We start from the raw sequence: 25,794 nt of genomic DNA on the forward strand, positions 1-25,794 counted from the left end.
ATTCCTTTAGATGTAGAAAATGAATTTGCGCTCGGACTTGTGGAAGACGGCTACATCTCAGGATGCCAGGGCCAAACGGCTATACTTTCTACGATTGAATATCAAAGGAGCATTGAGTGAATTCTGAATCTATTGCCGTCATTATCCCCTGCTACAACGAAGCCCTCACGATCGGCAAAGTCATTGACGACTTCCACCGCGAGCTTCCGCAGGCGACGGTCTATGTATACGATAACAACTCGTCAGACGATACCTCGCGCATCGCAACGGAACACGGCGCCACAGTGCGCTTTGAGCCCCGACAGGGAAAGGGCAATGTCTGCCGTCAGATGTTCCGCGATATCGACGCCGATTGCTACCTCATGGTCGACGGCGACGACACCTACCCCGCCGAAGCGGCAAAAGCCCTCTGCGAGCCCATTCTTAATGGTACAGCCGATATGACCGTCGGCGATCGCCTGTCCAACGGCACCTACGCCGAGGAAAACAAGCGCGCCTTCCACGGCTTTGGCAACAATCTGGATCGTGCCATGATCAAATGGATTTACGGATACAGCTTCGATGACGTCATGACGGGCTATCGCGCCATGAACCGTCCCTTTGTCAAAACGTTCCCCGTGCTTTCCGAGGGCTTTCAGATTGAAACAGAACTTTCCATCCACGCCGTCGACCACCGCTGGCGCATCAAGGATGTGCCTATTGAGTACCGCGATCGCCCCGAAGGATCCGAATCTAAGCTTAATACCGTCAGCGACGGCATTAAGGTCGTCGCCATGATCGGCACGCTGTTCAAGGACTACCGCCCGCTCAAATTCTTCAGCCTCGTTGCGCTCCTGTTTGCAATAATCGGTCTTGCCCTGGGCATTCCCATCATTGTCGAGTATTTCCAGACCGGTCTTGTTCCGCGCTTCCCAACCGCCCTGCTCGCCGCATCGTTTATGTTCCTGTGTGGCTTAAGTCTCGCGACTGGTTTTATCCTCAACTCCGTGGCAAAGGTCGAAAAAAAGCAGTGGGAAGTCAATGTGTATAGCAAATACGCCTTCGGTGACTATCGCAACGACAACACGAACGCGAGGTAAACCGCCCCTACGCCGTTCGGTTGGTACTCCTTCTCACACAACTTTGGCAAAGAGGTGGGCCTATTTGCCAGCCTTCAGCATTTAATCCGCCTCGCGCACGAGCGGCCGCGTGCGGTTTACTTCGAGCGCTCGGCGATCAAACTCCGAATGAGGTCGACGGTAGCCTCATAGGAATGCGGGCGGTCGAACTGTGCCGCCGCGAGCTCGCGCGCCACGCGACCCATGCGCGCGCGTCCCGCCTCGTCCTCGACAAGCTCGCAGATCACCCTGGCGAGCCCCTCGGTGTCACCCGGCACAACATTCACGCCAAAGCCGTCACGCACGACCTTCTCGCGAAACTCAGCGTTCATGGACGTGTTGATCATGGGACGTCCCGAGGCCAGGTAATCGCCGATCTTGGTGGGCACGCTCTGGGGCGCGTTCGCCACCAACGAGTTGACCACCATGTCGGACGCCTTGAGCCAAGCCGCCATGACGCGGTACGGCATATAGCCTAAAAGCTCAGCAGGCGCTCCTGTTCGTTCAACTGCCGTCTGGACGGAGGCGCGCTCGGGTCCATCGCCAAGAATCTTGAGCCTGAGCTCGGGATACAACTTGGCAGCTATCGCCACAGCCTCGACGAGCGTCTCCAAGTCGTAGAGCGCCGAGATATTACCCGCGTAGGCAACCCAGACCTCGCCCTCGGGCTTTTTCACGGAGCCGGCGTTCTCAGCGGCGCCCGCGTCGAACTCATCGAGGTCGTTACCCACGTACACCACGAGCTTGGGGATATCCTCGGCGCGGTCGCGGAAAGGGCGCGCGGCGTACTCGTCGGACGTACCCACCACGGCGTCCGCCAACGCGTACGCGCGGCGAGCTTGGCGCTCGAACGGAGCGAACGCTATGTCGGAGAGCACCGGAACGTCGAGCGCGATACGGAAGGCCTCGGGCCACAGGTCGTTCACGTCGACCACGAAGGGGATGCCGTAGCGTTTTGCGGACCGTCCCACGGCGAGCGTCACGTCGTTGGGCGGAATCTGGCAGTAGATGAGATCGTAGTCGTGGTCCGCATCGAAGTACGCCGTCACGCGTTTGGCCATCACATGGTGCGCCCAGATACGCTGGGGACACATGTTGGCGGGATAACTCGGCTCGGCAATGAACTTCACGTTGAACGCGTGCATGCTCGTGTCGAACGTCGCCAAATCACGCTGGCGCTTCTCCCAGTGCTGGAAACCGCTCGTGATGAAGTCGACATCAAAGCCGCGCTCTACGAGGAGCGTCGCGAGGAACGTGTAACGCGTGGCACCCTTGACCTCGTGGCCAAGCTTGGCGTCGGCGCTGAATATGGCTATGCGCGGTTTACGGCTCATGGATCATCCCTTGATAGCGTGCTAGTGACGGCGCTTGGAGACCAAGCGCTTGATGGAGTTGTACGAGAAGCTCAAGCGGTTGAGGAGCATGGCCATACGGTAACGCTGCTCGCCGCGCGCCCACTGGTCTATGTCCGCGCGCCTCAGCTCGCGTCGGAACGCCTTGGCGCGCGCACGCCCACGGCGGCGGTCCTCATCGAACAGCAACGCGATGTTGTAGTGCGTGTCCACGATGAGGTGGACCTTCTCACGCATGTAGCAGACGGACTCATTCGAAAGCTTCTCCCCGCTCGCGGCGCACACCTCACCGTGCTCGCAGCGCTCAAGGTAGCCCAGGAGCTCCATGACCACGCGGTCGTGATCGTCCCAGCGGCGCACGTAGTTCGCCTGGCTCACGGACTGGTTCTCGTTGCCCACCAGGTACTGGTACACCTCGATATCGAGGTAGCAGATGGTGGAGGCGGGCACACTTGCCTTGACCACGTACTCGTAGTCCTCGTAGAAGGTGTGCTCGAGCAGATGGATGCCGATACCGCGCAGGTAATCAGTACGCGCTGTGAGCGTGTGGATCATGATCTGGAACACGGTGTCGCCGTTGGTGAGAACGCTGGAGAAGTCGAGCACGCGACCTGTGACAACGCCCTTGGCGAGCGGGAACGGAAGCCCCTCGCCAGAAGTCATGTCGATCTCGCGCTTCTTGTCTACCACAAGGTCGCAATCGAGGTCGGCAAGACGCTCGAGTAGCTCGGCCATACCGTCCGTGTTCACCCAGTCGTCGCCGTCCACCACGCGGAAATAGCGCCCGCGTGCCTCGGCCAGGCCGGCGTTCACGGCCGAGCCGTGGCCTCCGTTCTTCTTGGAGATGACACGGATCACGCCATGGCTGCGCGCGGCGAACTCCTCCGCAAGCGCACGGGTGCCGTCGGTAGAGCCATCGTCCACCACGACGACCTCGAGCTTGCCCACGAATCGCGGGTCGAGGTAGGACTCGAGGCCGCGGGCGAGGTAAGACTCAACGTTGTACGCGGGAACGGCGATGGTGAGCTGTGGCGCAGATGCGTCGAACGTGTTCTTAGGCACGAGGGCTCCTAACGGGAGAACGTGGCTTTACGGTACGCGAGGCCGGCGCGCGACCTCACGAGGTGGATGATGCGACCGACGGCGCACCACACCAGGGCGCTGCGCGTCTTGAGGAGGCCCACGACCACACGGGCTGCCCCGCCCCGAGGGCGCGCACTCAGGACAAGCGCACCAAAGAGATCGTCGTCCATGACGCTGCGGCAGAAGGCCACGCGGCCCGCATAGTTTAGCCCCGCGCGCGCATCGCAGTTGCGCTCGAGCGCGGACAAGATGTAGCGCGCATAGCGAGCCCCGAGACGGGAGCGGACATCGGCGGAATCGAGGCCCCACGACACCTGCTGGCGGTATACATCGTCGATGCGGCGGCGATGCACCTCGTAGTACTCGGGCACGAATTTGGCCGTCAGGTTGGCGGCCACGCGCTTCTCGTAGCGGTACAAGGGACGCGCAACGAGCGCAAGGTTCTCAACGCGGTTAAAGACCGCAACGTTAAAGACGATGTCCTCGATGAGGGGAACGGTCTCAAACGCGATGCCGTCCAGCACCTCCGCACGGTAGACCTTGTTCCACGCATAGCCCAGAAGCGTGCGGTCCTCGAGGTCGAGAACCTGCGCGTGCGCATCGGAGCCCGAAAAAGCCCCGTCGAGCGCCGGCACGATGTCGTGCGCACCGTATACGGAACCGTCCGCATCGAAGAGCTCCTCGGTAAGTCCGAACACCACGACGTCGGTCCTGGCCTCCGCATCGGCCTGGGAACGGATCTTCTCGGCACAGCGCTCGAGCAGGTCGGGAGCGTACGCATCATCCGGATCGGGCATCCAAACGTAGCGTCCGCGGGCGGCGGAGATGCCGGTGTTGCGAGCATCGGCGAGACCATGGTTAACTTTATGACGCACGAGGCGAATGCGCGGATCCTCGGCGGCAGCATACTCGACGAGCTCCGCGACGTTATCGGGAGAAGCGTCGTCCACGCAGATGAGCTCCCAGTCCGCACACGTCTGCGCGCGGATGCACGCGATGGCGGAGGGTAGGTAGGCCGCGACTCGGTAGCACGGCATAATGATCGAGAACAACGGCCGGGCGTCGACGCCCCGCTCCGCCGCCTTGTCGCACGCGCCGGACATGTTAGTCGAACTGCGCCTTGTAAGCCGCGCAGACCTCGTCCACCGGACCGATCATGCGCTCGTGGCCCTTCTCGATCCACACCGCGGAGGTGCAGATGCGCTCCACCTGCTCGATGGAATGGCTCACGAACAACACGGTCACGTTGCCGGAATCTATGAAGCTCTGGATGCGGCGCTCGCACTTCTGCTGGAAAAACACGTCGCCCACGGAGAGCGTCTCATCGACGATGAGGATGTCGGGCTCCACCACGGTGGCGATGGCGAACGCGATACGCGCGACCATACCAGATGAGTAGTTCTTCATAGGCATGTCGAGAAAGTCGCGCAGCTCGGCGAAGTCCACAATCTCGTCCAGGTGCTCCTCCATGAACTGCTTGGAGTAACCCAAAAGCGCACCGTTGAGGAAGATGTTCTCACGCGCCGTGAGCTCAAGATCGAAACCAGCGCCCAGCTCGATGAGGGGTGCGATGTTGCCACGAACCGTCACGGTGCCCTTCGTGGGCTCGAGCACGCCGGCGATAATCTTGAGCATGGTGGACTTACCGGAACCGTTGGTTCCCACCAGGCCGATGACCTCGCCCTTCTTAACCTTGAAGCTCACGTGCTCCAGAGCATGGAATTCCTTGAAGAACAACTCGTGGCGCACGAGCTTGATGAAGTACTCCTTGAGGGAGTTGAGCTGCTCGCTGGCCATGTTGAAGACCATCGTGACATCGTCGACCTCGATGGCGTATTCAGTGTTGATAGCGTCTGCCATGGTGCCGCCTTAGACGTAGAGAATGAACTTGTGCTCGGTCTTCTTGAACACGAAGATACCGATGATGAGCGCGATGATGGCCCACGCGATGCACATGAGGAGCACCGTGGGCGTGGGGTTCTGCTGCCACAGGAAGATGTCACGCATGAACTCGAGGTAGTTGTACATGGGGTTAATCTTCACCAGCATGATGATCCAGTGCGGGGCGCCCTTGTCGATAAGCAAGGAGAGATCCCAGAAGATGGGCGTGAGGTAGGTCCACGCGATAATGACGACGCTCCACAGGTGGATGATGTCGCGGAAGAAGACGGAGAGCGCGCCGATGGCCAGGCCCACGCCAATGCAGAAGAGCATCAGCAAGAACAGGCACAGGGGCAGCCAGATGAAGTGCCACGTGGGCATAACCTGGAAGAACAGCATGACGATGGCCACGGCGATGAGCGAGAAAGCGAAGTTCACGAGCGCGAACAAGACCTTCTGCACCGGGAAGATGTACCGGTTGACCTTGACCTTCTTGAGCAGAGGCGCGGCGTTGATGATGCTCGTGAGCGCCGCGTTGGTGGAGTCGCTCATGAGCGAGAACGTCACGTTGCCCACGATGAGGTAGAGCGGGAAGTTGGGGACGTTGCTGCCAAACATGTAAGAGAACACGATGGACATGACGATCATCATGAGCAACGGGTTGAGAACGCTCCACAACACGCCGAGGAAACTACGGCGGTACTTGAGCTTGAAGTCCTTGGTGACGAGCTGCTCGAGGATGAGCAGATCCTTCTTATACGGACGCGGGGCCTTTTCGGTTGCAAGAGTCTGTGAGGACACCGACGACGCCTCCCTATTGATTGCACGTTAGCGGCAGATGCCGCCCTTGCCGAAGAACATATGTTAACACAGGGGCGCTTGCGCGATTTCTCGCCCCGGCGAGCTGCACACAATCAGGAGAGTCGGGGGCCCTGCAGGCCATTTCCATCATGTCCCTGCGAACAGTTAAACCGCAGTCGAAGAATCTCGCACCGGGCCGCAGCGCCTCCGGATATCCTTCGTCTTCACCGTCTTCGTCGGCTTCGCTCATGAAAACAAAAGCAGGACCCCCTACCCCTTTGCGTTCTCCTTCGCACGGGCGCGGGCAATCTGCTTGCCGTTCACAAAGCCGCCCACTTTACGCACCAGGCCGCCAACGCCGTTGGTTCGCACGAAGAATGCCGTCTCGCTTGCGAAGTATTTCACGCGCGGCCACACCGGCACGTGGCGGCCGGTAATGCCCATCTGCTCCAGGTAGAAGCGCTTGCGCTTAGGTGAAAGCTTGGGATGCCCGAGCACGATGTCGGTATCCATGCGCGAGAACACACGGCGCGTGCCGTCCTGCACGATGGGGTTCTCCCAGCCATCGTCCACGATTGCGCCGTGGATGTAGTTAAAGCCGCGCATATAGTGCGCCTCGAGGATACCGAGGTCGGTCACGTGCAGGCGCTCAAGGATGTCCGTCATGTTACACCAGCGGTCGAAGGGCAGGGCCACGGCACTGTCCTTCTTGTGGTTGTACGTAGCGCCGGGAAGGTCACAGCGGTAGTGGTAGAAGGCCTCATCGAACGTCATGATGGCCTTGGCCTGGCAGAACGCCTCGATGAGGAACGGGTTGTCCGCCCAGCCAGCGCCCGGGTACGGGACAAAGCGGATGCCGCACTCGTTCAAGAAGTCGCGGCGGTAGATGGCGCTCCAAATGCTCGGGTGTTGCTCCACCATGATGGGCAGGTCGACCAGAGTCACGGGGCGCGTGGTGTTGGGCAGGCGGTGCGCCAGAACGCACTGCTGCTCGTACTGCATGTCCGGGTCGTCCCAATCGTGCACGTCGATCCACGGGCACTTGACGATGTCCACGGGACCATCCACCATGGCCGCGCGCGCGAGCATGCGCTCGTACATGGCCGAGTCGATCCAGTCGTCCGGCTCAATGACGGAAACCCACGCGCCGTGAGCCATCTCTAAGCCACGGTTGCACGTGGCGCCGTAGCCCTCGTTGGGTTTGTCAACAACGATCACGCGCGGGTCGCGCGTCTCAAACTCGCGAAGAATAGCTAGGGAGCCGTCCTTCGAGCCATCGTTCAAACAGATGATCTCCAGCTCACGGTGCGTTTGGGAGCAGATGCTCTCCAGGCACTGGGCGAGATACTTTTCCACGTTGCACACGGGAATGATGACGGAAACGAGCGCGGAAGCGTCGGATTTCATGCAAGACGACCTTTCAGGGACACGACGGCAAAGCGCATTAAGCGCCGGGCTGCATTCTTATCTGAACAAGGATACCAAGGAAGCCCCGCACACTCTCCCTTTTGCTATCATTTGACCCGAATCACAAAACCTCTCGCCGCGGACTAACACCGAAGCCCCGGCTCTTCTGGCACATTTGCAGATCGGATATCCACATGGCCGCTTCGTCCATCACCGCAACCATCGACCAAGTATTCGAGGCCGATGGAGACCGGGTTGTCTACCGGGCAGAGCTGAAGGGCTGCGGAAACGCGCTGCCCAACCCCGCGGACTTTGCCCTTACCGCCAAGAGCGGTACGCCCCTTAACGCGCACGCGGAATTCTTCATCCTGGAGCCCCAGGCCAAAGGAGCCAACCCCGTCCTCTCCGTCAAGGCCGATGGCTTCACCGCCAACTTCAACCTCACCTACCAGGACATGTCGCTCGATACCATGACGGGCAGGCGCCGCGAGCGCATGCGTATCCGCCGCGACCTCGACATGGTGAATCCCAGCATCGACGGCGCGTACGCGAGCTATCCCAAGCCCCAGCCCCTGCCGGAAGGCTCCATTCCCGCAGACTTCCACCCGCTCGTGAGCATCATCTGCCCGCTCTACAACACGCCGCTGCCCTACCTGCGCGACATGATCGACTCGGTGCTCGCGCAGACCTATACGATCTGGGAGCTCGTGCTGGTAAATGCGAGCCCGGACAACGAGGGCATGCAGGAAGTACTGGCCACCTACGCGGACCCGCGCATCAAGACCATTGACTTCCCCGAGAACTTAGGCATCGCCGGCAATACCAACATAGGCATTCGCGCCGCCACGGGCGACTATGTGGCCTTTGCCGACCATGACGACACGCTCTCCCCCTACGTGCTCGAGCGCTACATGGCCTTCGCCGCCGAGCACCCCGATGCGGACCTCTTCTATTGCGACGAGGACAACTTCGAGGAAGACGACGCCGCCGGCTACGCCCCGCGCTTCAAGCCCGACTTCAACCGTGACCTACTCTACTCGCACAACTACATGGTGCACATGCTCATGGTGAACCGCTACATCCTCGACCGCGTGGAGCTGTCGCCCGACGAAGTCTCCGGAGCTCAGGACTACGACCTCTCCCTCAAGGCCGTGGAGCACGCCCGCTGCATCTGCCACATTCCCGAGGTCCTCTACCACTGGCGCGTGCACGCCGGCTCCACCAACGGCGGCGTCATGGAGTCCAAGCCCTACGCCGTTCTTGCCGGAGCCACGGCGCTGGAGAACCATTTCTCACGCCGAGGCATTGAAACTCACGTTTCAGAAACCCATAATTCCTGCGTGTACCACGTGGATTACAAGAAGGCATCGCGCCCTCCACGCGTGGGTTTAGCCATTCTGAGCAACAACACGCAAGACACGACGCGCTTGTTCAAATCTGTTGGTAATGCGCACGGCATCTCGAATACAAGCATCATCCTGAACCCCGCGAGCCTCAGGGCGGCGACGCGAGAGGCACTCGAAACCCTGGATACAGACCTCATCGCCTTCGCAACCGACATGATCGAACTCGACGACGAGAGCTGCATCGCAACCACTGCGGCCTACTTCTGCCGAGCCGAGGTAGGCATTGTCTCGCCCAAGCTTTTCTACCCCGATGGTCTCATCGCACAAGCGGGCACCGTGCTCCTCGCGGACGGAACCCCCGTTGCCCCCAACCGCAACTTCACGGACAACATGGGCGGCGGTTACAACGGCCTTGCAGAGGCAACGTGCAACTTCTCGGCCGCAAGCCCCGACCTCTTCATGATCCGGCGCAGCGATCTTGAAACGATTGCCGGTCAGCTCCACGAATACGGGAACCTCCAAACCGAGGTAATGGAGCTCTCGTTCCTCCTGCGTCAGCAAGACAAGCTCGTCCTCGGCACCCCTCATGCGCGCGCCACCACCCACGGCAGCGCCTACGTAGCGGCCGCAAACCTCAACGCCATCTATGGAAGCGCCACGGGCCTTGCCGAGCTCTGGCGCCGCTTCCCCGCCATGCGCCAAGACGTGCTCGCCAATCCCAACGTAGAGTACACGAGCGGCTACCCGCGTCTCGATATCAAGCGCGATGAGGACGCCCAAGCCAAGCGAATCTACACTAGGGGCATTCTCTCTAGCATCAAGCACCGCATCTTGGGATAAACGTCTCGATATTCAGCATGGCGAACATTCGATGCGCTACTGATACGATATTCATAATATTTCATGCATCATCTATTGAAGACGCTGCATGAAGCCCTCCCGCACGTATACTATTGGACTGGAACAAAACTATAGGAGGGCACATGGGGTCTCATTTCTCCAACAGCAACGAATACCACAATTCCAGCGATACTGAGAACAACAACGAAATACCATGGCAAACGCTTCAAGCCTCTTGACGACACGGGGACAATACCGCAGGCACAGGAGGCGCCCCGGGCTTTCGAAGCATATAATTCTCCCAGCGATACCGCCCAATACGTTCACTTTCCGTATCTTGATCTTCACTACGATGAAGAACCACTCGAGCGCAAAAGGATTCGCAGGAAGAAGCGCTGGCCCATCGTCGTAGGCATCGTCGTTGCTCTGCTCGTCGCTTGCGGCGCCTCCGGAGCTGTCCTCCTCAGTCAAGTCAAGGACGTTAAAACGGATGCAGACTCCATTATTGCCAGCGCGCAAAGTGCCTCAGAAACCGTAAAAACCGGAAACATGGACGGCGTGCTCGATGCTGCTCAGAACATCGATGCCGCGGCCGGGCGCATGCACTCGACCACCTCGAGTGCACTCTGGAATATCGCGAGTTTTATTCCGGTTCTCGGGAGCGATGTGAAGTCCGTTCAGACCATCTCGGCAACGCTCGATACGCTTGCAAACGACGCGCTCACGCCCGTTGCGGAGGCGCTCAAGGGTCAGGGCCTCAACACCCTCTTTACCGAAAACGGATCCATCAACATCAACCTGCTAACCAACGTGTGCACCGTTCTCTCAAATTCCAAGCCATCTATAAACAAGGCCGCGAAAGAGATGAGCGCTCTCCCCGACGCGCACATCGCCCAGCTACAGACAGCTCTTGAAAAAGCCAAGCCCCTCGTAGCCACCCTCAACGACACCGTAAACGCCGCATCGGCAGTCGCTCCGTACCTGCCGCAGATGCTCGGCGCAAATGGCCAAACACGTACGTATGTCGTAGTTGCCCAGAACAACTCCGAGCTACGCGCCACGGGCGGCTTCCCCGGCTCCACCGGTCTACTCACCGTCACGAACGGCAAGATCGAGCTCGGTGAATTCTCCGGCATTTCAAAGCTCAACGGTGGCGAGGGAACGCTTCCCACCACCGAGGTCGAACAGACGATGTATCCCAACGGCTACACCAAGATTCCCCAGCTCATCACCACGAACCCCGATTGGTCTTCTACCGGAATGCACGTACGCGACCTCTGGGCGGACCGCGTGGGAGATGTGGCCAACGGAGCGATAGCGGTCGATCCCGTGTTCCTGCAGCACCTGCTTGCACTCACCGGCGGGGTTACGCTCAGCGATGGCTCCACCATCGATGGCACCAATGCCGCAACAATTCTCCTCCGCAACGTGTACCTCGAAAAAGCCGTTCCGGATCAAGACCCATACTTTGAAGAAGCTGCTGGCGCAGCTGCTAAGCAGGTAATGAGCAATCTGGGCAAGGTCGATCTTACCGCCCTCATAGAAACCGTGGCCAAGGACGCCAAAGCCGGCCGCGTGATGGTATGGATGGAAAACGCAGACGAAGAGAATGCGAACGCTAAACTCGGTCTCGAGGGTGCTGTCTCGCAAGATAGCACCGTTCCCGAGCTCGGCGTCTATATTGATGACAACACCTGGGCAAAGATGAGCTGGTATCTAAGCTCCCATATCGAGGTTGGCCAGGGCACTGCAAATGCAGACGGGTCGAAGACGTACGACGTTACCGTTCGCGTAAAGAACAACTGCACGACCGAAGAGGCCCAGACGCTTACGCATTACATCTCCGGCTACAACCCGGAGCTCAAGGCGCTCGGCAACATGATCTACGGTGTAACGCTGTACGCGCCGGCCAACGGAACCATTTCAAACATCCAGTCCAGCGCCGGCACTACGTATGCCGAGACCAAGTACGGTAATTGCCAGGTCTGGCAATACGGCGGACAGGTCCAGCTCGCCCCGCAGGAAGAGGAGACCTTGACGTTTACGATAACCACGTCCACGGATGCCCAGACGGAGCTTGCCGTACGCACCACCCCCACGGCCCAGGAAGTTGCTGGCTGGCAGTAGGCTTTTTGCGCGATCAGGTTAGGCCGCTCCAACATATTCCACACGCAAAGGGGAGGGGGCTCTATTGGGCACCCTCCCCTTTTAGCAGAAATCTAAAGCATGCCTTGTAAGCTATTAACGACACTACAGGAATAGCGTACTCCCGAAGGTTAAACGTGCAAGCAAGCTTAACAAGAATGAGAAACAGCTTACTCAGCCAACAACTCGTCCATATACACGTCGAGTTCCTCGTGCCAGTCTGCGGGCGCAAAGCCCGTGGCATCGAGCTTGGAGAGGTCCAGCGCGGAGTGCTCCGGGCGCGGGGCGATGGGGCCGGCGGCGTTGGCGTAATAATCCGCCGTGGAGACCGGCACCACCCTGCCGCCGTTGCCGTTGGCGCGATCGAACACCGCCGCGGCGATCTTGGCCCAGCTGGCGGCGTCGCCGGAGTTGGTGCAGTTGTACAGGCCGTAGGGCGCCGGGGCCGTGGGCTCCATGTCGCCCTCGCGGTAGCCGAGCAGATGGAAGATGGCGCCGGCCATGGTCTCGGTGAAGGTGAGGCGGCCCACCTGGTCGTCCACCACGGTGACCCGCTCGAGGGCGTCCCCGGCGTCGGCGCAGCGGTCGGAGAGAGCGCGCATGGTCTTCACGAAGTTGTGGCCGCGGCCAATGACCCAGCTGGAGCGCAGGATGTAGTGCGCGGGGCAGGACTCGACGGCGAGGTCACCGGCGGCCTTGGACTGGCCGTAGACGGAGAGGGGCGAGAGCGCCTCGTCCTCGGAGTGCAGCTCCGCGGTGCCGTCGAACACGTAGTCCGAGCTCACGTGCACGAGCGCGATGCCGTGCTCGGCGCACGTGCGGGCGAGCAGCGCCGGTCCCGTGGCGTTGGCGGCCCAGCACGCCTTGCGGCCCTCGGGGGTCTCCGCCCTGTCCACCGCGGTGTAGGCGCCGCAGTTGATGACGGTGCCGTAGAGCGACCAGTCGAACTTGCCGTAGGCCGCCGGGTCGGACATGTCGAAGGTGTCGATGTCGCAGTAGTCGAAGGAGCCGTTAAGGCCGCGCTCCTCGGCCATGGCGCGCACGGCGCGGCCCAGCTGGCCGTTGCAGCCGGTCACGAGCGTGCGGCGCGGGGCCATGGGCAGGGCGTCGGCGAGCATCGGGTGCGCCCTGTCGGCCTCGGAGAGCTCGCACTCCTCCAGAGGGATGGGCCACTGGATGGCGAGCTCGGGGTCGGCCAGGTTCACGAAGGTGTAGGTCTTCTTGAGCTCGAGCGACCAGTGGGCGTCCACCAGGTAGGTGTAGGCCGTGCCGTCCTCCAGGGCCTGGTAGGAGTTGCCCACGCCGCGCGGCACGAAGATGGCGCGCGAGGGGTCCAGCGTGCAGGTGAAGACCTTGCCGAAGCCCGCGCCGGGGCGGAGGTCCACCCACGCGCCGAAGACCGAGCCGGTGGCCACGGAGATGAACTTGTCCCAGGGCTCGGCGTGGATGCCGCGCGTGACGCCCTTGTTGTCGTTGAAGGAGATGTTGTTCTGCACGAATCGCAGGTCGGGGATGCCCGCGGCCACCATCTTCTCGCGCTGCCAGTTCTCCTTGAACCAGCCGCGGTTGTCGCCGTGGACGGGGAGGTCCACCACCTTGAGGCCGGGGATGCCGGTCTCCGTTACGGTGAGCTGTTTCTCGAATTCAAATTCTGCCATAGGGTCCGTTCCTTTCCAAAGTCCCGGCCCGTGCGCGGCGAGCTCCCCCGGGATCATCCCCATGTCCGCAAGGGAGCTCGCCGTGCACGGGCCGAGAAGGCGTCTCGCGTACTCGGGCGCCGCCGCGAGTAGTTCGCGACAGCGCCCTCGGTCAGTGTGGTAACTTACTGGCCCTGCGCGCGGTAGCGGGCCTCGGTGGCCTCCTTGGCCGGGCGCCACCAGGACTCGTTCTCGACGTACCAGTCGATGGTGGCCTTGAGCCCCTCGGCGAAGTCGGTGTGGGCCGGCCTCCAGCCCAGCTCGCGCTGGAGCTTGGTGCTGTCGATGGCGTAGCGGCGGTCGTGGCCGGGGCGGTCGGCGACCCAGTCGAAGTCCTCGGGGTCGCGGCCCATCGCCTCCAGGATCATGCGCAGGACGGTGATGTTGTTCTTCTCGCCGTCTGCGCCGATGAGGTAGGTCTCCCCCATGCGGCCCTTGGTCAGGATGTCCCAGACGGCCGAGGAGTGGTCCTCGGTGTGGATCCAGTCGCGGACGTTCTCGCCCTTCCCGTAGAGCCTGGGGCGGACGCCATCGACGATGTTCGTGATCTGGCGCGGGATGAACTTCTCCACGTGCTGGTAGGGGCCGTAGTTGTTGGAGCAGTTGGAGATCGTGGTGCGCAGCCCGTAGGTGCGGGTCCAGGCGCGCACTAGCATATCGGAGGACGCCTTGGTCGAGCTGTAGGGGCTCGAAGGCCAGTAGGGCGTCTCCTCGGTGAACCTGGCCGGGTCGTCGAGCGCCAGGTCGCCGTAGACCTCGTCGGTGGAGACGTGGTGGTAGCGGATGCCGTATTTGCGGACGGCCTCCAGCAGGCGGAAGGTGCCCTCGACGTTGGTGCGCAGGAACGGCTCCGGGTCGGCGATGGAGTTGTCGTTGTGGCTCTCGGCGGCGTAGTGCACGATCGCGTCGTGGCCGGGGACGAGCTCGTCCAGCAGCGCGGCGTCGCAGATGTCGCCCACGACGAGCTCCACGCGGTCGGAGGGCAGCCCGGCGATGTTCTCGGGGTTGCCGGCGTAGGTCAGCTTGTCCAGGACGGTCACGTGCACCCCGGGGTGGTTGTTCACCACGTAGTGCACGAAGTTGCTGCCGATGAAGCCGCAGCCGCCCGTGACGATGATGTTCTTAGGTTCAAAAATCTCAGACATTATTCTCCTTATTTACGCAGCCTGCTGCTCAAGGCGTTCCACAAGCTGCTCTTCGGAATGAACAAACTCAAACGGTTCGTACTCGCCGTATGCAGAAGGACGACTGATGGTAACGAGCTGAAGGTCAGACGTGCCAAAACGACCCTGTACCCTTCGCATCATCTCAACAAGCTCCTTGCCTGGTTTAACGGCCATTACCAGCGAACCTTGCTTAGAAAACCACTTAGCAACCAGATAGCGCATCAGCCAACTCCCTTCTGAACTCAGCTTCATCATGAATCAAACCGGCCTCGTAGCGCATTCGCAAGAAGGCACCAATCTTCGAATCAGCGGTCTTCTTATACAAATACTTGTGAAGCCAGTTGTTTAACTGCCTATCAAAGAAAGTATTGTACTGAAGCTCTATCGGATAGCAGCGAGCTTCACGCACATAATAGAGATGAACGCCACGATAACCGTCGTCTATGGCTTTTCCAGCAGATAGATCAACAACTTTAAAATCAGAACCGCTTAACGCAAGAACGGATTCATAAGAATCAACAATGGATCGAAAGCCGAGAAGGTCATTAAAGACTTTACGCACTTGATGATCGGGCCAATAACGGTCTAACTTAAGCTTGATAGACTGAAGAGATTTAATTCGACTGTCTATAGGCAAGTCAACCAATGCCGATTGGCCTTGATACCACTCATTAGCTCGAAAGAGCTCATCAAGCAGGAGGTCCCGATCAAAATAGTGCAGGTTCTTCTTAAGCGATATCCCTAGCTCGCTTTTATAAGAAAGGGATGAGAGCAGCTCGACGGAGAGGCCATCGCGCTCCAGAATGTCGATCATCTCTCGCCCCCTTTCACCGGGCAATTAGTACTCGCGCGGGCTGTTGACGATCTCGCCGGCGGCGACCTTCTTCAGGTGCTGGCCGTAGACCGACTTGCCGTAGGCCGTCGCGGCCTCCTCAAGCTCGGCGGTGGTGATCCAGCCGTTCTCCCAGGCAATCTCCTCGGGGACCGAGACCGGCAGGTCCTGGGAGTGCTCCACGGCGCGGACGAACTCCGCGGCCTCGTGCAGGCTCTCCATGGTGCCGGTGTCCAGCCACGCGTAGCCGCGGCCCAGGGTGACGACGGAGAGCGTCCCCTCCTCCAGGTACATCTGGTTGAGCGTGGTGATCTCCAGCTCGCCGCGGGCGGAGGGCTGGACCTTATGGGCCTTGGCGGCCACGTCGCCCGGGTAGAAGTACAGGCCGGTGACGGCATAGGAGCTCTTGGGCTCGGCGGGCTTCTCCTCGATGGAGACGGCCCTCCCCTGCGCATCGAACTCCACGACGCCGAAGCGCTCGGGGTCGTCCACGTGGTAGCCGAAGACCGTGGCGCGGCCCGACTCGGCGTTCTGGACGGCGCGCGTCAGGTGGCGCGACAGGCCGTTGCCGTAGAAGATGTTGTCGCCGAGGACGAGGGCGCACGGCTCGCCGGCGATGAACTCCTCGCCGATGGTGAAGGCCTGCGCCAGGCCGTCCGGCGAGGGCTGCTCGGCGTAGGAGAGGTTCACGCCGAAGCGGGAACCGTCCCCGAGTAGGCGCTCGAAGTTAGGCAGGTCGGTCGGCGTGGAGATGACCAGGATGTCCTTGATGCCCGCCAGCATGAGCGTGGACAGCGGGTAGTAGATCATCGGCTTGTCGTAGACCGGCAGCAGCTGCTTGCTGGTGACGAGCGTGAGCGGGTACAGGCGCGTGCCCGAGCCGCCCGCGAGGATGATGCCCTTCATAGATTGGACCTCCAAAGTTGGGCGTACACAGTTGGTACTAGTATACGCGAGAGGGCACGCGGGCTGCGAAGCTGCACAAAAGTAGGACGAGGTGCAATGTCGAGCACGCCCGTCCGTCGATCTACTTCCCGACTCTACGCAACCCCGCCCTTTATGCAGCGATCCACCCATGCCTTAAGCCTTCGAGGAAACGTCTCCCTAGCCCCGCTATCAGTATCATCGATATCGGAAACGGGCTCACCGCAGACGAGGTTCGTGATAGGCGCTTCCGCGATTCGCACCTCTCCCCCCAAGATTGGAACAGCAGCTTCGACCTTCCCCACAGACACATCAGGAGACAGCGGGACAACAGCGCTACCGGCAAACACGGGCTCACCCTTGCTTGCGTTGATGTAGAAATGAAAGTTGTAGGTTCGACATCCGACGTCCCAGCCATCTTCCCGGTCAACAAGCACCTGGAAATCCGCATCAGACCCATCCATCTGAAACCACTGAAGATCCGACTGATCCCCCATGGACCAAACAACTAAACGCGCATCGCCAGCGGGCTCAAATGATGTAAAGCTAACGCAAATGCCAGAGTCAGGCCAAATAACAGGTACACACGCTTCCGCACGCGAGCGGTGCGACTCTTCGACAAGGCGACGCTCGACAGCAAGAGCCTCGTCAGATGCCTCAACGGGTGCGCAAGTATAAGTCTGACGGATTGAGGCGCCATCAAAACCACCCGCGCCCAGATCAGAACAGACCAAGTTCGCAAAGCAATCAGACTCTAAAGCAACCGTTCGCTCGGCAACAAGATCAAGACCTCCCTTGCGCAGACTATCCTGTTTCTCCCTATCTGCAGCCAGCGACACGATCGCCGTTGCCAAGGAAGCTGCATCCGAACGCGCAAGCAGAAGACTACCGTCCCTAAAATCAAATAGGTTGTTCTCCCGGTAGAGATCGATGACGGGAAGCCCGCACGCCATCATTTCGAAAGGAATGCGTGAGGGATTTGAGATACTGAGCGATACTCCGCATTTGCAACGCCAGTAGAGCTCGCGGCATTCATCGGTAGAAATCAAGCCAAGCGACACCACGCGATGATCGGAAATGGGCACCGGGGCATCAGAGCCATACAGATAAAACGTAAGCGATGGATCGAGCTCCAGTGCAACGCGAATTGCCTCCACGAGCAGAGGAGCAACGCGTCGTCCCTTTTCAGGCTGATAAATAGCGCATACGGCGTGCTCTGAAGCCGGCTTCGAGTTTTCACGGCAGCCGAGGTTCTCTGAATAGTAAGACGGACCAACGCCAAAGTCCGTATATCCAAGCACACTGCCATATTCTCTGTCTATTTTTCCCGCGAGCCACTTGCCAATGGTGACAACTCGAAGCCCGTGGCGATACGTGTTTTCCGCAGCAAGAAAGTTGCTATCCAAGGAGAAGAACCAAGGCTCATAATCCTGAACGAAATAAAAGCCAGGAGCGCCATGTGAACTCGAAGCCAGATACTCGACAGTGTCCCAGGACGTCGCAATGGAAAGAGTTCGATCTTCCTCATTAGCACCTGCAAGGAGCCAACGATCAGGAGCCATGCCAAACCACGCTAAACAAGACTCCTCGACGAACAAAAGATCAAGAACTTTATTTTCTGGAGGAATCACATAAAAGTCATTGCGATATCCACGGCAAGAGAGCGCGGCGGCATTTTGGAGAATGGTTCGAAATCCACCGCCGCCCATAGTGGGGGTGGGTACGTACCACGCGGCAACTAGTCCATCTTGTTTGTTCATCATGAGCCCCCGACGCTCTCCAGGACATGGCTACAGGCCAAGTGATTTAACCATATCGGTCAGAAATGGGAACAAGTCCTCATCGGAAAGATAGCGAGCGTTCACGCGGCCACACGACACTTCGGCGGAGTATCCTTCGCAAATTCGGGCAAGCTCACAGCCGATTCCATGCGGCGTGACATTGCTCACAGAGACGACGGAATCACCGAAACTCGCGAGATCCTTCCCGACAAACGTATTCGTTATGACCTTAACGCCGAAAGAAGCCATTTCCAACGGGGGATAGCTCGGATGGGGCGAGGCCATCAGAGAAATGCCCGCATAGGACTCAGCCAACAAGCTCGCATATCCTTCGAGAGACTGCTTGCCCACAGAAACAAGATACCTGCCGTTGGCCAACGGCACAGGGGGATGCTGCTCACCAGCAGAGACGAACTCCCACAAAGAGCTTTCTGGACAGGCCTCAACGAACTCCCTCAAGGACTCGACAACGAGCTCGAAGGCATTGCGCGGTGTCCCAGGACGACCATATACGAGAATCTGACGACGCTTCGCGGCCCTGCCATTAAGCTGGACAAGCTTTTCCTTAAGCTTATCGTTCAGCATCGGATCGAAAGAAAACTCGGACTCGAAGCGGAAACCACGCTCAAAGAAGTACTGCCTGAGCTCAGAGGAATTGAACACGGCAACAACGGGAGTCGAGCTCGTGTATGTAGAGCGCGCGAGAAGGTAATTAGAAGACCAAGCATAGAATCCAGGCTCATAATCTTGGATCAAGTATATAAGTGGATTCATCTCAAGGTCGCCGCGCGAGAAATGGACACCGTATTCAGACTGATAGCAGTAAGCCGACCACCAGGACGTAGCAATGAACCAATCGCCTCGCGCAACGGGAATATCAGCGGCATTACGAGAAGACGCGTTCACGATGCTGAAGTGTGCATCGCCCTCGGAGCCAAGTTCATATAGCTCATAGCCGTCGAAGCGCTCGGATACAGAACCGACACGCGTTACGGCATCGAGCACAATAATCCTGCCATCCATGCCAGTTTCAGCAAGCAACCGTTCGTAGAACTTAAGAGCGGTGGCGATGCCGCCGAAGATATCCTCAGGATTAACGGACGGAACGAGAAGATTGAGACGCCTGCGTTCCGACTCAGCTTTAACGAAATGAAGCGGTCGAATCTCGGGGACTGACACCTCCATGCGTGCACCGACACTTCTCTGCAGACGCTCCTTGTTCGAAAGCACCCTTGGCACACAGGACATGTAGTCCAAATTGGAGTTGTAATACGGATCTCCAGCAGCAACGTAAGGCCGATACATAGCCTCCGAAAGCTTAAAGTCGATGGCAGGGATATCCTTGGCATCACGCGTCTTCGACTCGTAATGGGTAAGCCTCACGCCCGGAAGATACACATTGCGCTTACCATACTTCATTGCACGGAGGCACAGCTCAACGTCGCTACCACACACAATGAAATCCTCATCAAACAGCCCAATCTCTTCCAAGCAGGAACGGGAGATGGCCATGCAGGCGCCCGTAACAGCAGAAACATTCCTTGTCACCATGGGAGAAATGAACGGATTTCCGTTGTGCACCGCAGGCATTGCCTTATAGACATGATCGGCCCAGCCGCCCATTCCGACCACAACGCCAGCATGCTGAATAGTGCCATCGGGATAGGTAAGTAAGGCTCCAGCGACTCCAATTTCAGGTCGCAGTGCGTTTTCGACAAGTCGGGTAAGCCAGGAACCTTCGAGTACCTCAACATCATTATTCAAGAAAACGAGAACGTCGCCCTTCGCCTCAGAAATCCCCTGGTTGTTTAGCTTTGACCAGTTGAAAGGGTAGGCGGAGGTTACAACCCTGACGTTCTCGTGCTCGGAAACAACTGTATCAAAATACGCAAAGGTCTCAGCATCGGACGAATTATTATCCAACACGATAATCTCAAAGTTAGGATACTCGGTCTTTGCGAAGATGCTGTCGATAGCAACCTTCAGATCGTCCGCATGGTCTTTTGTGGGGATCACAATCGAGGCCAGCGTGCCCGCAGCGACCGGATACCTCACGTCATAGACGAACAGGTTGTCAGTCTCATCTACTCGACACTCGTCTTTACCGTACAAGCTGTCGAGATAGCTTTGGATTGCTTTCTGCCCCGCGAACTGAGAATACGGCTTGGCATCAGGGTTCGATGCCGTAGAGGAAGCGATGGCACGCCAAGAATACAACGACTTCGCAACGTGGGAGATGCGCTTAGCAGCAGCCGACATGCGAAGGAACAGGTCGTAATCCTGACTGCCGTCGAACTCAGAACGAAAGCCACCCACCGACTCGAACAGAGAACGACTGAAGGCAACCAAATGCCCCACGTACATCTGAGAAAGCATGAGGTCAGGCGACCAGTCGGGCTTATGAAGTACGGCGAGTCGATTGCCATCTTCGTCCACCACATCATTGTCGGTGTAGATAAGATCAGCATGCTCCACGGTGGCCGCAACGAACAAGTCGGCCAATGCAGCCGGATGAATGATGTCATCGTTATCCATCAGGGCAATGAAATCGCCCTTGGCAAGCTCTGCGGCGGCATTTGTTGCGCCCGAAATCCCTTGGTTGTCTTCCAGGTAAACAACCTTGATCTTTTCGGATTCCTTCTTTTGCAAGTAATCGCGCACGCGCTGGTCGGTCGATGCATCGTCAGCGATACAAATCTCCCAGTTATCGTACGTTTGAGCCTCTACCGATTGAATGGCCAAATCGAGCCATTTGATATCCACGTTATAGACGGGCATCACGATGGAGAAGCAAACGCTCCCCGTAGAGCTCCCCGGCTCAAGACCCTCAGATGGAAGCGCAACGTCATCCATCACAATCTCATCGTGAAAACGATCGCGCAGACCAACAAGACCATACTTAACGGCGTACTTTGCTGCTCGCGCATAGCTACCAGGATTCTTTTTTGCCAACCCAAGCAGAGTCTTTGCTGTATCTATCTTCGACATATTTACCTGCCCAATAATAAACAGTTCCAAAACATAGACTTTATCCCAAATGAACCTGAGGTCCAGAGAGCGTCAAACTATTGTAAGCAAGACGGGCGGCATACTCGTGGCCAAATACTCACATCCGTCATCCATACATAGCGCCACCTCGCCCAGCAAATACACAGACTCGTGTCTAAAGCTGGAATACCACAAACATACAGACGGCAAAACCCGTCGCGCCGGTGAGCATCATACCGCCCCTTGCCAGCAATAGACGCACGCGCGTATCGGAAATACGGCTCGATCCGACACCCAACATGAGAGGCGCAAGCAGAGGCAAGATATATCTCGGCGAGCAACCATTTACTGTCCAGAAACCAACAGGAGTAAACGACACGTACAGCGCAGTAGCCACAAGCACAACAGAGGCGAGAAATATAAAAACTAGATAGCACCTTGCAAACACACTGAATGAGGGTCCGCTCTCGGAATCGGGGTCAAACAACGCGGTAGCCACAATACACGATAGGGGCACGAGGGAAAGAAAAGGGACGATCGTTTCAATAAAACCGAGATACGCCGTATACACCGCATATCCGCCTGCTTCCAAAGGCGAAAGATAGCCAATAACAAAAAAGCCGATCGTCGCCAAAAAGCCGAGAGGGTCAGTGAAAAAGTACTTAATCTGTCCAATCGAGCTGACGTCTGAACCGCCCCTTACATCGCCTGCGTTACCGCTGGACGTAAACAGCAGAGGCAACACAAACGACAATATCATCGCCAAGGTAAACACAAGCAGGGCAGCATAGTACCGGCGTTTTTGACCTGCATTTCCAAGCCGCCCTTTCGGCACCAGAAGTAATATGCCAGCGAGTAGAAAATAAATGGCCTTCGATGCAAGGCCCAGAGCCAAGACGACCAGACAAGGAAGCAAGCGACTGAATGAAATCCGAACATTAGAAGAAATCAACCGGGAAGCAAGTGATGTGAACAGTATGAGACATGAGATGACCCATGGATCATAGGAAAAGCTTGCCGCCAAGAATAGGTTGGTGGGCAAAAGGCCAATACTAGAAAAGCACCATTTCTTCGAGGGGGCGATGGCAATCGCGGTTCCCGTAATAGCAATATACGTAAGCAGGTTAAACAATCTACCCGCCAACACAAGGCCGCTCAAAGAAAGATGAAGCAGCCGACCCATCCAGATGCCAAGCGCATTCGGAATGTTACCGACCATTGAGATTGAAATGAGGTCCGCATGGAAAACAGGGGAAATCCACCCGTGCACCTCTTCGATCTGACCAAGATCGGCAGCGTCAGAATATTGCTCATCAAGTCTAGGAAGAGACTCATAGAGGAGGGAGTAGTTCATTTCACCGGTCGTATTGTTCCACGGCATGACCGCCATTTCCACTTCAGCAGGAGACGATTCCGCACTGCCAAAGTAAGAAATACCCAAGCTTCGATCAAAATGAATGCCGTCATCCCAAGAAAAGCCCGTGGATGGGGGAATGCAAAAAACAAAAAAAGAGCCGATAGCAAATGAAATAAGAAGGAATCCAGCAAGAGGCGTAAAGGAGCGCCATTGAAGTAACATCACCACGAACACAACAACAACGACAACGCACGCCGAAAGATAGATTAGGGAAGACGCGTGCCCCACAACAACGTAGAGAATTCCCAGTCCAAGCAACATCAAGAAGCTTGCAGCCAGGAGAATCACAACGCGTACTCGATCGCGACGATTGTCTGATTTAGACAGCTGATTTCTTAGGACCGGAACGAGACGAACAAAAGCCAAGCGCACAACTATCGCAACAACAATCCCGAACACAAAAAAAATCGCCACACGCCTTCGACTCCAGTCCTCAATAACAAGTGGATTGGAAGAACGCATGCCCCACAAGGTCAGAGCCTCCATTGCGATAGCGAACAGCGTTGAGAAAAAGAGAAGCGGCTTCGCTTTATGCCAAACCGAATAAATATGTTTTTGATGCTGGGATCGGTCTGGAATTGAACCAAAGTAAGAATAGAGCAATGACACAAATATGAATAGAAAAAGTAAACCGGCAATAACGCGAGGGATAGACACTGTTGTGACCTCTACTCTCAATTACTTCCTACGGAACAGACCATCACATCAACCTCGAAGCGCCTGTTCCTCAACAAGCTGATTAATCCTCCGACGCAGCTTCGAGATGCTCACCGTATTGCTGAACTCACGATACAGGAGCAAAACGATCACGTAGAGGAACACGAAGTTCGCCGGACTCTCAAATCCCAGAAGAGAAGATAGCCAAAAGGCTACCTGGGGAAAAGCGGCCAGCACAACAAAGCTAAAGACAAAGAAAAGCCAGAACACGGAGTCCAGTACCTCGATCTGCGCCTTCCTCAGTTTCTTGATGACAAAATACAAAACCAAAAGCGCCCCGAGCAGGAGGACGGCCCTAAGCACAATAGACATTGTTCAATCACCTAAACCACTGAACGAAGAGTATGGAAATGCAAGCACGCGCCATATAGGCAATCGATTTGGGAATATTCAAGTAGCTCTCCCCCGCCTGCCTCTCGCGCATTTCAACCTGGACCTCACGAACCTTCGCGCCCTTCTTCATAAGGTAAGAAATAGACTCAGGTTCCGGATTCAAGGAGTCATCGTTTGCAAAACGCTCAATCATCTTCCTATTAAACATGCGCATGCCAGAAGTCGGATCTGCGACTCGCTTGCCGGTAGTGAGCTTAATCGCAACCGTAATGATGCGCGAGCCGAGCATGCGTGCAGAAACCTCTTTGCACTTGTTTACAAAGCGTGAGCCAATAACGATGTCGACGTCTTCAGCAACCGCGAGATCAAGCATCTTGGAAATATACTCAGGCCTGTGCTGGCCGTCCGCATCAAACTGAAGGGCGTAATCATAGCCGTTACGAAGTGCGTACTTCATGCCAGTTTGGAAACCGACTGTGAGGCCGGAATTAACCGGCAACGACACGTAGTTATAACCATGCTCGAGGCAGATACGCTCTGTACCGTCCTTTGAACCATCGTTTACTACAACGTAATCGACACCAGGCAGCGTCGAAGTCAGTTCGTCAACGGTTGAAGAAATGGATTCTTCCTCATTGTAGGCTGGAATAATCACCAAAAGGCGCTTATTGGACATGAGACAAATGCCTTTCAGACAGTGGCGAGAAATTGCGTACTACCACTTGATGTCGATCCTCAGTTTGGTAATCGCAAAGCGATAGGCAGACAAAAACGGCCTCATGAGGTGCGCTTTATAGAACAGGCGTGCAATCCAAAGCTTGATGAACGGGCCTTTTTGCTTAAGGGCATACGAAAGAGACATGCAGTTCGAATTGCGCCACGTCGAGAACTTGTCATCCAAGAATGAAGTGCACCTCGAAATGTAGGCAGAAACATCGCAGGTCGGATCGTTGAACAACCTAAACAGCAGAGAGACACCCAGATGAAGGAACGCCATACCGTCTAAGGCCTTAAGCATGTCCTCTGAAACGCCGCGTTCAAGGTACAAGGAACGTATGAAGTCAAAAGTGCGATAAATCGAATCTACCTGTTCTTTGCGAACAGTGTTAATAATCGAATCTGCGCGCACCATATAGTTGATCAGCGGCACATCGGAGAAAACGACCTTGCCGCGAGCCTCGAGATATACGAGCAAGTGGAAAGCCAAGTCATCTAATACAGTCGGCGGCTCCTCAAGGTCGTTCATGGACTTGAGAATGCTTGACCGGAACGCCTTATTCCAAGGAGCTCCGTTAAGCTCAATGAGTCGACCCGGTTCCTCGCTAATAACGAAGTCCTCGCGGGGACTGCACATCTCAACCGACAGAACCTTATTGGTGTCGAGATCAATCCGCTTAAAGCCACACACTGAAATATCGGCATCGTTCTCCTTCGCTGAACGATAAAGAATCTCAGCGAAATTAGGAGCAACCGTGTCGTCACTGTCTACGAATCCGATGTACTCACCCCTGGCAATTCGAATACCATCAAAACGACCGCGCCACACGCCCTCGTTCTTCTTATCAATAACGACAACTTTTCCAGGATTTGCAGCCTCATAGGAACGGAGGATATCGATGCAGCCGTCCGGCGAACCGTCGTTGATACAGATGATTTCAATATCATCTAGCGTCTGGTTAATAAGGGAGTCGAGACATGCCGGGAGGTACTTCTCCACCTTGTAACAAGGAACAATCACACTCAGCTTAATTGACGAATCGGCTGTTATCAAAGCAACATCCTTCTAATCGCATCTTCAAAGGGCCTCAGGTTCAACTAGCCTAGTTTACCGCAGGGTGGCCATCCCCATTAAACATCAACCACAAGAGCACCTCAGACCGAGCAGGACATCATGCGCTTAACATGAACAAAGCCCTCCTTGGCAAGACAAACGGTATCATTATCGAATTAAAAAGCAGTTCGTCCAAACGTAAGGTGCAATGGAGGT

The 25,794-nt window shown here is 57.1% G+C and carries 20 protein-coding genes; 3 read left to right on the top strand and 17 right to left on the bottom strand.

Going from position 1 to position 25,794, the window contains the following annotated elements:
• Positions 1-116 precede the first annotated feature (116 nt).
• A complete protein-coding gene (locus AB5Z20_RS03750) occupies positions 117-1,079 on the top strand; it encodes a glycosyltransferase family 2 protein (RefSeq protein ID WP_368156288.1) in 963 nt (320 codons plus the stop codon).
• A 116-nt stretch (positions 1,080-1,195) separates the two neighbouring features.
• On the opposite strand, the gene AB5Z20_RS03755 is transcribed toward AB5Z20_RS03750, so the two are convergent.
• From AB5Z20_RS03755 to AB5Z20_RS03780, 6 genes are all read right to left on the bottom strand, one after another.
• The gene (locus tag AB5Z20_RS03755; protein WP_368156290.1) at positions 1,196-2,431 is read right to left on the bottom strand and encodes a glycosyltransferase family 4 protein; all 1,236 of its coding nucleotides are present in this window, start codon (positions 2,429-2,431) and stop codon (positions 1,196-1,198) included.
• 21 nt (positions 2,432-2,452) lie between these two features.
• Entirely contained in the window at positions 2,453-3,511 is a 1,059-nt protein-coding gene (locus AB5Z20_RS03760) for a glycosyltransferase family 2 protein (RefSeq protein ID WP_368156291.1), read from the bottom strand.
• Between the two features lie 8 nt (positions 3,512-3,519).
• Complete coding sequence (locus AB5Z20_RS03765) at positions 3,520-4,635, bottom strand: glycosyltransferase family 2 protein (RefSeq protein WP_368156293.1); 1,116 nt, start codon at positions 4,633-4,635, stop codon at positions 3,520-3,522.
• A gap of 1 nt (position 4,636) precedes the next feature.
• Positions 4,637-5,392 carry an ABC transporter ATP-binding protein gene (locus AB5Z20_RS03770; RefSeq protein WP_368156294.1) on the bottom strand — a complete coding sequence of 252 codons (756 nt, stop codon included), beginning with the start codon at positions 5,390-5,392 and terminating at the stop codon, positions 4,637-4,639.
• A 9-nt stretch (positions 5,393-5,401) separates the two neighbouring features.
• Positions 5,402-6,214 carry an ABC transporter permease gene (locus AB5Z20_RS03775; RefSeq protein WP_368156296.1) on the bottom strand — a complete coding sequence of 271 codons (813 nt, stop codon included), beginning with the start codon at positions 6,212-6,214 and terminating at the stop codon, positions 5,402-5,404.
• Between the two features lie 270 nt (positions 6,215-6,484).
• Positions 6,485-7,621 (bottom strand): glycosyltransferase family 2 protein, encoded by a 1,137-nt coding sequence (locus AB5Z20_RS03780; protein WP_368156298.1) that lies wholly within the window; start codon positions 7,619-7,621, stop codon positions 6,485-6,487.
• Positions 7,622-7,815: 194 nt separating this feature from the next.
• On the opposite strand from AB5Z20_RS03780, the gene AB5Z20_RS03785 reads away from it, so the two are divergent.
• Both AB5Z20_RS03785 and AB5Z20_RS03790 read left to right on the top strand, forming a co-directional pair.
• Positions 7,816-9,807 carry a glycosyltransferase family 2 protein gene (locus AB5Z20_RS03785; protein ID WP_368156299.1) on the top strand — a complete coding sequence of 664 codons (1,992 nt, stop codon included), beginning with the start codon at positions 7,816-7,818 and terminating at the stop codon, positions 9,805-9,807.
• Between the two features lie 549 nt (positions 9,808-10,356).
• Positions 10,357-11,934 (top strand): DUF4012 domain-containing protein, encoded by a 1,578-nt coding sequence (locus tag AB5Z20_RS03790; RefSeq protein ID WP_368156301.1) that lies wholly within the window; start codon positions 10,357-10,359, stop codon positions 11,932-11,934.
• A 188-nt stretch (positions 11,935-12,122) separates the two neighbouring features.
• Here the strand turns inward: AB5Z20_RS03790 and AB5Z20_RS03795 are convergent, their stop codons facing one another.
• From AB5Z20_RS03795 to AB5Z20_RS03845, 11 genes are all read right to left on the bottom strand, one after another.
• Positions 12,123-13,610 (bottom strand): sugar nucleotide-binding protein, encoded by a 1,488-nt coding sequence (locus AB5Z20_RS03795; protein WP_368156302.1) that lies wholly within the window; start codon positions 13,608-13,610, stop codon positions 12,123-12,125.
• Between the two features lie 164 nt (positions 13,611-13,774).
• Positions 13,775-14,794 carry a dTDP-glucose 4,6-dehydratase gene (gene rfbB / locus AB5Z20_RS03800; RefSeq protein ID WP_368156303.1) on the bottom strand — a complete coding sequence of 340 codons (1,020 nt, stop codon included), beginning with the start codon at positions 14,792-14,794 and terminating at the stop codon, positions 13,775-13,777.
• 12 nt (positions 14,795-14,806) lie between these two features.
• Positions 14,807-14,989 (bottom strand): DUF6718 family protein, encoded by a 183-nt coding sequence (locus AB5Z20_RS03805; RefSeq protein ID WP_368156304.1) that lies wholly within the window; start codon positions 14,987-14,989, stop codon positions 14,807-14,809.
• Positions 14,990-15,017: 28 nt separating this feature from the next.
• Entirely contained in the window at positions 15,018-15,629 is a 612-nt protein-coding gene (locus tag AB5Z20_RS03810) for a hypothetical protein (RefSeq protein ID WP_368156306.1), read from the bottom strand.
• A 24-nt stretch (positions 15,630-15,653) separates the two neighbouring features.
• Positions 15,654-16,553 (bottom strand): glucose-1-phosphate thymidylyltransferase RfbA, encoded by a 900-nt coding sequence (gene rfbA / locus AB5Z20_RS03815; protein ID WP_368156307.1) that lies wholly within the window; start codon positions 16,551-16,553, stop codon positions 15,654-15,656.
• A gap of 134 nt (positions 16,554-16,687) precedes the next feature.
• Positions 16,688-18,331, bottom strand: a complete 1,644-nt coding sequence (locus AB5Z20_RS03820) for a rhamnosyltransferase WsaF family glycosyltransferase (protein WP_368156309.1) — start codon at positions 18,329-18,331, stop codon at positions 16,688-16,690.
• Positions 18,332-18,361: 30 nt separating this feature from the next.
• Positions 18,362-21,370: a glycosyltransferase family 2 protein gene (locus AB5Z20_RS03825; RefSeq protein WP_368156310.1), complete on the bottom strand. Its 3,009-nt coding sequence runs from the start codon at positions 21,368-21,370 to the stop codon at positions 18,362-18,364.
• Positions 21,371-21,515: 145 nt separating this feature from the next.
• Entirely contained in the window at positions 21,516-23,414 is a 1,899-nt protein-coding gene (locus AB5Z20_RS03830; RefSeq protein WP_368156311.1) for a DUF2142 domain-containing protein, read from the bottom strand.
• 48 nt (positions 23,415-23,462) lie between these two features.
• Complete coding sequence (locus tag AB5Z20_RS03835; RefSeq protein WP_368156312.1) at positions 23,463-23,786, bottom strand: DUF2304 domain-containing protein; 324 nt, start codon at positions 23,784-23,786, stop codon at positions 23,463-23,465.
• Between the two features lie 7 nt (positions 23,787-23,793).
• On the bottom strand, positions 23,794-24,483 hold the full coding sequence (locus AB5Z20_RS03840) for a glycosyltransferase family 2 protein (protein WP_368156314.1): 690 nt from the start codon (positions 24,481-24,483) through the stop codon (positions 23,794-23,796).
• Between the two features lie 39 nt (positions 24,484-24,522).
• Positions 24,523-25,578, bottom strand: coding sequence for a glycosyltransferase family 2 protein (locus AB5Z20_RS03845; protein WP_368156315.1), 1,056 nt, complete (start codon positions 25,576-25,578; stop codon positions 24,523-24,525).
• Positions 25,579-25,794: the final 216 nt, after the last annotated feature.

This window comes from Collinsella aerofaciens (genome assembly GCF_040910245.1).
Lineage (GTDB): Bacteria > Actinomycetota > Coriobacteriia > Coriobacteriales > Coriobacteriaceae > Collinsella.